At 61.7% G+C, this 6,638-nt stretch carries 6 protein-coding genes and 1 pseudogene; 3 read left to right on the forward strand and 4 right to left on the reverse strand.

What is annotated here, in order from left to right; translation table 11 throughout:
• A pseudogene (locus FLM9_RS08375) lies at positions 1–190 on the forward strand (hypothetical protein); the annotation flags it as partial.
• A 67-nt stretch (positions 191–257) separates the two neighbouring features.
• On the opposite strand, the gene FLM9_RS05140 reads toward FLM9_RS08375, so the two are convergent.
• The 4 genes from FLM9_RS05140 to FLM9_RS05155 all read right to left on the reverse strand — a co-directional run bounded on the left by FLM9_RS05140 (position 258) and on the right by FLM9_RS05155 (position 4,937).
• Positions 258–1,295 (reverse strand): adenosine kinase, encoded by a 1,038-nt coding sequence (locus FLM9_RS05140; RefSeq protein ID WP_257243018.1) that lies wholly within the window; start codon positions 1,293–1,295, stop codon positions 258–260.
• A complete protein-coding gene (locus FLM9_RS05145; protein ID WP_074457566.1) occupies positions 1,292–2,605 on the reverse strand; it encodes an adenylosuccinate synthase in 1,314 nt (437 codons plus the stop codon). Before FLM9_RS05145 ends, FLM9_RS05140 begins: the two co-directional genes overlap by 4 nt.
• Positions 2,606–2,683: 78 nt before the next feature.
• A complete protein-coding gene (gene psb27, locus FLM9_RS05150; protein ID WP_074457567.1) occupies positions 2,684–3,085 on the reverse strand; it encodes a photosystem II protein Psb27 in 402 nt (133 codons plus the stop codon).
• Between the two features lie 34 nt (positions 3,086–3,119).
• A complete protein-coding gene (locus FLM9_RS05155) occupies positions 3,120–4,937 on the reverse strand; it encodes a proline--tRNA ligase (RefSeq protein WP_074457568.1) in 1,818 nt (605 codons plus the stop codon).
• Between the two features lie 128 nt (positions 4,938–5,065).
• On the opposite strand from FLM9_RS05155, the gene FLM9_RS05160 reads away from it, so the two are divergent.
• Together FLM9_RS05160 and FLM9_RS05165 are read left to right on the forward strand one after the other, a co-directional pair.
• Positions 5,066–5,452 carry a DUF8631 domain-containing protein gene (locus FLM9_RS05160; protein ID WP_143324613.1) on the forward strand — a complete coding sequence of 129 codons (387 nt, stop codon included), beginning with the start codon at positions 5,066–5,068 and terminating at the stop codon, positions 5,450–5,452.
• Positions 5,453–5,726: 274 nt separating this feature from the next.
• Positions 5,727–6,629: an imelysin family protein gene (locus FLM9_RS05165; protein ID WP_074457570.1), complete on the forward strand. Its 903-nt coding sequence runs from the start codon at positions 5,727–5,729 to the stop codon at positions 6,627–6,629.
• Positions 6,630–6,638 lie beyond the last annotated feature (9 nt).

A 6,638-nucleotide genomic window follows, 5' to 3' on the forward strand; every position in this document is an offset into this window, starting at 1 on the left:
TGGTGTTGGAGCAAGGCATCACTCCCGGCATCCCGTCCAGGCGGAACCGCAACAAGAGGGTTCTTTACAGCAAGAGGTTTACAAGATGCGCCATAAGGTTGAGAACCTGTTTGCCAAGTCCAAGGACTGGCGCCGCATTGCCACCCACTATGACCGCTGTGCCCTCTCTTGCTCTCTGCTGTCCTCCTGAACGCCATACTCATCTTCTCGCTATGGGCTCTGACTTTGACCCTAAGCCCGCCCGCGCCACTTTGCCCTCAGTCGGGCGCCAGGGCCAACCGAGGCAGCTCCCGATGGAGAAGACGGCGCAAGGACACGGCTGGCCGGGGCCCCAGATGGCTGATCACCTCGGTGGCAGCCAGGGAGCCAATCCGGCCACAGTCCTCCAGAGGCAGGTGACGGGTAATCCCGTGGAGGAAACCGGCCGCATAGAGATCACCCGCACCTGTGGTGTCCACCACCCCCGTCAGCGGATGGGGACGAATGGCATGAACCAGCCCACCACCAAGGACGACAGAGCCCTCGGCGCCACAGGTGAGTGCCGCAATGAGAGGCCGCTGCCGCAACTGCTCCACGGCATCGGCAATGGTGTCCACCTGAAGCAGAGCCATGATTTCCTCCCCATTGGCGAAGAGGATGTCCACGTGCTCCGTGAGCATGGTGCGGAAGTCCTCCAGATGCCGCTCGACGCAAAACCCATCGGAGAGGCTGAGGGCCACAAGGCCACCTGCGTGCCGGGCCATGGTGGCAGCGCGACGGAAGGCCGCCTTGGCGCCGGGGTCGTCAAACAGGTAGCCCTCCAGATAGAGCACCTTGGCCTGCTGAATCAGTTGGGGGGCCAGATCGTCTTCCCCCAGATCACGAGCACAGCCCAGATCCGTAGCCATGGTGCGTTCGGCGTCCGGGGTGATCAGCACCAGGCAGCGGCCCGTTGCCCCACCGCCGGGAGAGGGAGGTGTGGGGTAGCACACACCAATGGCGGTGATGTCATGGCGGAAAATGCGCCCCAACGGATCGTCACAAACCCGTCCCATGAATCCGGTGGAGCTACCCAGGCTTGCCAGCCCGGCCACGGTGTTGGCGGCGGACCCACCGGAGGTTTCCAGCTCCGGTTCCAGGGTGTTGTAGAGCGCTTCCGTCTGGGCTGTGTCCAGGAGGGTCATGCCGCCTTTGGGCAAACCATGGCGCTGCAACACCTGCTCCTGCACCCGCACCAGCACGTCAACGATGGCATGGCCAACGGCCACCACGTCGTAGCGCTTGCCGGGGCCGGGCATCACTACGGAGGAGGTCAATGGCTCAGCAGCCCCCGCTTGGGGCCGTGGATGGGATCCTCCACCAGAATGGTCTGACCCCGGTCGGGACCCAGGGACACAATGGCGATAGGCGCCTGCAGCAGATCCGCCAGTTCCCCCAGGTAGGTCAGGGCATTGGGGGGAAGGTTATCCAGGGTACGGCAGGAACTGGTGTCCGTCTGCCATCCAGGCAGGGTTTTGAAAATCGGCCGACAGCGGGCGAACTGGCCGGCATCAATGGGGAAGTCGTGAATCACCTGGCCATCCAGGGCATAGGCGGTGCAGACCTTGATCTCGGCCAACTCGTCCAGCACGTCCAGTTTGGTGATGGCGAGACAATCAATTCCGTTCACCTGGACGGCATAGCGGCCAATCACACCGTCGAACCAGCCACAACGGCGCCGCCGGCCCGTGGTAGTGCCAAACTCACCACCCCGGTCGGTGAGATGATGGTTCAAATCCCCCTGCAACTCAGCGGGGAAAGGACCTTCCCCCACCCGGGTGGTGTAGGCCTTGGCCACGCCAATGACGCGGTCAATCATGGTGGGCCCCACGCCAGCGCCGATGCAGGCGCCGCCAGCAACAGGATTGGAGGAGGTCACGTAGGGATAGGTGCCGTGGTCCAGATCCAGCAGGGTGCCCTGGGCGCCTTCAAAGAGAAGGTTCTTGCGATTGCGGGCTGCAGCATGGATGGTGTGGGTGCCGTCCACCACGTGGGGCGCCAGCCGTTGGCCATGGCCCACGTACTCCCGGATCACGGCATCAGCATCCAGGGGCTCCAAGCCGTAGAGGGTCTGCAGGAGTTCGTTTTTCTGGCGGATGATGGGGCACAGCCGCCGGCTCAGCCCATCGGCGTCCAGCAGATCCAACATGCGAATGCCGCTGCGCTCTGATTTGTCCGCATAGGTGGGGCCAATGCCCCGGCCCGTGGTGCCGATCTTGTACGGACCCCGTTTGTGCTCCAGGGCCTTGTCCAGAAGGCGATGATAGGGCATGGTCACGTGGGCACTGGAGGCCAGCTTGAGACCCGAGACATCAATGTGGTTCTCCAGCAGCATGTCCAGTTCGGCAATGAGCACCTTGGGATCCACCACGGTGCCGGCACCGATGAGACACAGGGTGTCCGGGTAGAGGATGCCTGAGGGAATGAGATGGAGCTTCAGCAGCGTGCCATCCACCACGATGGTGTGCCCTGCATTGACGCCACCCTGGTAGCGGACCACCAGATCCGCTGAGCGACTCAGCAGGTCCGTGATTTTTCCTTTTCCCTCGTCACCCCACTGGGCACCGATCACAACAACATTCGCCAAGAAATCCGCGCCCCTAGACCGTATGGGAACAAGACAACATTATGGGGATCTCGGGCCATGGCCACCCTGAGGGCTTCTTCAAGCGCCACGCACCACGCTCAACTCAGCCATCTTCCATTCTTTTTGGAGACGGTTGCGAAGTTTCTCGGGAATGGGGCGGTTCTCGAAGTTGGCGTAGTGGCCGGCCAGGCCATTGACGGCGGTCTGCATGGTGGTAAATGAGCCGAGCGCCTTGATGCGGGGGTTGCGACGGTAGCGGGAGATGTAGTCGTTCATCAGGTCACGGCTCTCGCGCTCCACTTGCCGGTAGTCGGGGTCCTCTACGGCAACCTCCACCGCTTGACGCAACTCTGTGATCACGGCCATGGTGTCGTCCACGTAGTTGCCGGTGAGGCCATGGGCATCTGCACCGCTGCAACCCGCCAAGGTGATCACCATGGCCAGCAGCGCGGCAACAAGACGTAAAACAACTTTGACCATGGCGGCGAACGGGTGCGCTGACAGTCCGGGCAGTCTAAACCCCTGTCTCCGGCCAGCCCCCCCGCCGTTGCCGCTGCAGCTGGGGAATGAGATGGGGCAGGAGTTGGGAGGCGTCCATGTCCAGAACGTCCTTTGCAGAGCGCGTCTTGAGCTCAACGTGACCACGGGCCGCATTCCGCCCCACCACCACCCGCCAGGGAATTCCCAGCAGGTCGGCATCTTTAAACTTCACACCGGCCCGCTCCATGCGGTCATCCAGGAGCACGTCCACTCCTGCGGCCCGCAACTCTCCATAAAGCTGCTCAGCCAGCCGGCACTGCTCCTGTTCCTCCCCGTTGGCCACGGTGACGACCACCTCGAAGGGAGCAATGCTCACTGGCCAGATCATGCCGTTATCGTCATGGTTTTGCTCCACGGCCGCCTGGGCCAGCCGTGAGACGCCAATGCCGTAGCACCCCATCCACATGGGCTCGGTGGCGCCGCTCTCGCTATTGAAGCAGGCCGCTAAAGCGCTGGAGTACTTGCGCCCAAGCTGGAAGATGTGTCCCACCTCAATGCCCCGGGTTGCCGTCAGGACGGCCTTGGGATCGTGGCAGCAGCGGTCACCGGGCTGGGCAGAGCGCACGTCTGCCCTGGTGAAAGACAACTTCAACGCAGACCAGCCCGGCACCCGGCGATGCCGATCCGGCACGTTGGCCCCACAGACAAAGCCGGCCAGATCCGCAGCCGTGGAGTCCACGATCCGCAGGAACCCGCCCACAAAACCGGGGACGCCTTGAATGGCGTCATCGCTCAGGTCAGGGCCGAGAAATCCCACCGGCAACTGTGCCCCATGGTCCTGGAGGGTGTCCACCTCCAGTCGCTCCAGCGCCAGGACGGTGCCCCGCTCCGCCAGCAGGTGGCCCAGGGTGTTGGTGAGCTTGACGGTATTCACCTCCTGATCCCCGCGGAGCACCGTCAGCACCGGCTGGTCCGGGCCATCGGCAAAGCAGGCCCGATGCAGGAGCACCTTCACCGTTTGGGTGGGGTCCAGATGGTGGGCAGCGCAGACAGCCTCAATGGTGGCCTGCCCCGGTGTGGCAAAGCACTCATCAGCTGTGACCTTGAGGGGCGCCGACGGGGGCGGCAGGGACTGGGCCCGCTCCTGGTTGGCGGCGTAACGGCCGTCACGGCTGCTCAGCACCAGGTCCTCGCCAGCGTCTGCAATGGCCATAAACTCCTGGCTGGCGGCGCCGCCGATGGCGCCACTGTCCGCCTGAACCGCCAACACCTTGAGTCCACAGCGGGCAAAAATGCGGCGATAGGCCTGATCCATGCAGTCGTAGTAGCGCCGCAGATCCTCCTCGTCGGCATGGAAGGAGTAGGCGTCCTTCATAATGAATTCCCGCCCTCGCATCAGCCCGAACCGTGGCCGGATTTCATCCCTGAACTTGGTTTGCAGTTGATAGAGGGAGACGGGCAACTGCCGGTAGGAGCGAATCAACTCGGCGGCCAGGGACGTGATCACCTCTTCATGGGTTGGCCCCAGGCCCAGTTGTCGTCCCTGACGATCCGTCAGGTTAAACATGATCCCTTCACCGTCCGTATAGGTGTCCCAGCGGCCGGACCGGCGCCACAGTTCGGCGGGCTGAAGGGCGGGCAGGCGCAACTCAAGGGCACCTGTGGCATCCATCTCTTCACGGATGATGGCCTCCACCTTGCGCAGCACCCGCCACATCAGTGGCATGTAGGCGTAGATCCCGGAAGCAACCCGCCGGATGAATCCGCCCCTCACCAGCCATTGGTGGGAGAGGATTTCCGCTTCGGCTGGAGGCTCGCGAAGGGTGACCAGCAGCAAGTTTTGAGCCCGCATGGACGACCTAGGGGGACAGGGTTGGATGCCCAAGCGTAAGGGCTGGCTCCCGGTCCCTAGGGGGAGCAAGGCTGCACAGCCGGTTCCACTGTTGGGCCTTTGAGACGCATTCATCCAATTTCGGTCCCATGGCTGCTGCCTCTCCGTCCTCGGACGCGCTGATGAGCATTGAGGACGTTCAGGACTGCCTGAACCGTTCCCGCGCCTCCATCTACCGCTATGCCAACACGGACCCCCATGTTCTGAATCCGCCTTTCGATTTGCGCAGGCTGAACGCTGAATTCTGCCAGGATCACAAGGACCCGCTCCTGTTTCACCCCCAGGAGGTGGCCCACTTTGCCCGAAACGTCTTGCGGATTAAAGGGGTGAACCTGACGGTTCTCAATGCTCCCCCAACCGCCACCGAAGCGTTGCTGGCCGAGATGCTGGCCGAGTTGCGCCAGATTCGCCTGGCCTCACTCGGGAACCGCCGGGCGAAGGCTCATCAGTCTAATGTAATAAATACAACACAATAAAGACAACAAGATAACTTTTATCTGTTCTAAAATTAACTCGGTAGAGTCTGATTAGACCGTGGCCAACTGCAAGGTGTGAGCAAAATCGTTGGGGTAGTCTGATGATAGGTTAATTGCATCTGCATCGTCAACTACCAAAATCTTAACAAACAAGTTCCTAATGACTGAACTTCGTCCTTTTGTCTCCAAGGCTTCGCTGGCGCTGATGGCAGGCCTGCTCGTTGTTGGTTGTCAAGGGCCCGCCAACCGCGGCCCTAGCGCTACGCCTTCCGAGGTGAGCAGCACATTTGTTGAGGACCTGGTTTTGCCCTCCTACACTGCTCTGGCCCAGGAGAGTCAGGTCTTGAAGGAGGCACTCCAAACGCTGGCAAACGAACCGACCGACGCACACCTGGCCGCAGCTCGTCAACAATGGGTTGAAGCGCGACCGCTCTGGGAAGTAACGGAAAGCTGGGCCTTCGGTCCTGCGGAAACGGAGGGATTGGACGGTGATCTGGACGACTGGCCCGTGAGTGTGCTGGAGCTGGAGCAGGCGCTCGCGACGGATTCCTTTATGGCAGACACCTTCTCCCAGTTGGGCACCACCTCCATCGGCTTCCATGGCATTGAGTTTGTCCTCTATGGCGACGACAATGCGCTGCCCCCGGCTACGGATCTCACACTCCAGCAGACCAGCTACCTTGCCTTGGCTGGGGACGCCTTCCATGACACCGCCGAGCAGTTGCTGAGCAGTTGGACTGGAGCTGATGGCTTTGGCGCCACGCTGAAGAGCGACCCTGAAGGTACGGTCCTGGAAATGATTGAAGGTGCCATCAGCACCTTGGAAGAGGTGCATCTGGAGAAGCTGGGGGCTGTTCTGGAAGATGGCCCGGAGGGCCTGGAAAGTCGCTTCAGTGGCACCACCAATGCCGACATTGTGGCCAACGTCTCCGGCGCGCAAAACGTGTTTGAAGACACGGGCTTAAAGCAGTTGCTGGCCGCAAAGGATGCCGACCTAGCCCAACAACTCTCAGATGCTCTGGCCATGAGCGTTTCTGCCGCCGAGGCCATGCCCTCCATGCTGAGCCAGCGACTGGACGATCCCGCAGTCAGACAGTCCATGGAAGCCACCATAGAAGCCACGGAATCCGCGTTCAACTTGATGACACAGGCACGTGAAACACTGGACAGCTTTTAGTGATGGTAG

This window comes from Candidatus Synechococcus spongiarum, from assembly GCF_900047545.1.
Classification (GTDB): Bacteria; Cyanobacteriota; Cyanobacteriia; order PCC-6307; family Cyanobiaceae; genus Synechococcus_B; species Synechococcus_B spongiarum_C.

Excerpts from the sequence above, each read along its gene's own strand:
- FLM9_RS05160 (WP_143324613.1), top strand. The coding sequence starts at position 5,066 with ATGGCTGCTGCCTCTCCGTCCTCGGACGCGCTGATGAGCATTGAGGAC.
- FLM9_RS05155 (WP_074457568.1), bottom strand. The coding sequence starts at position 4,937 with ATGCGGGCTCAAAACTTGCTGCTGGTCACCCTTCGCGAGCCTCCAGCC.
- psb27 (WP_074457567.1), bottom strand. The coding sequence starts at position 3,085 with ATGGTCAAAGTTGTTTTACGTCTTGTTGCCGCGCTGCTGGCCATGGTG.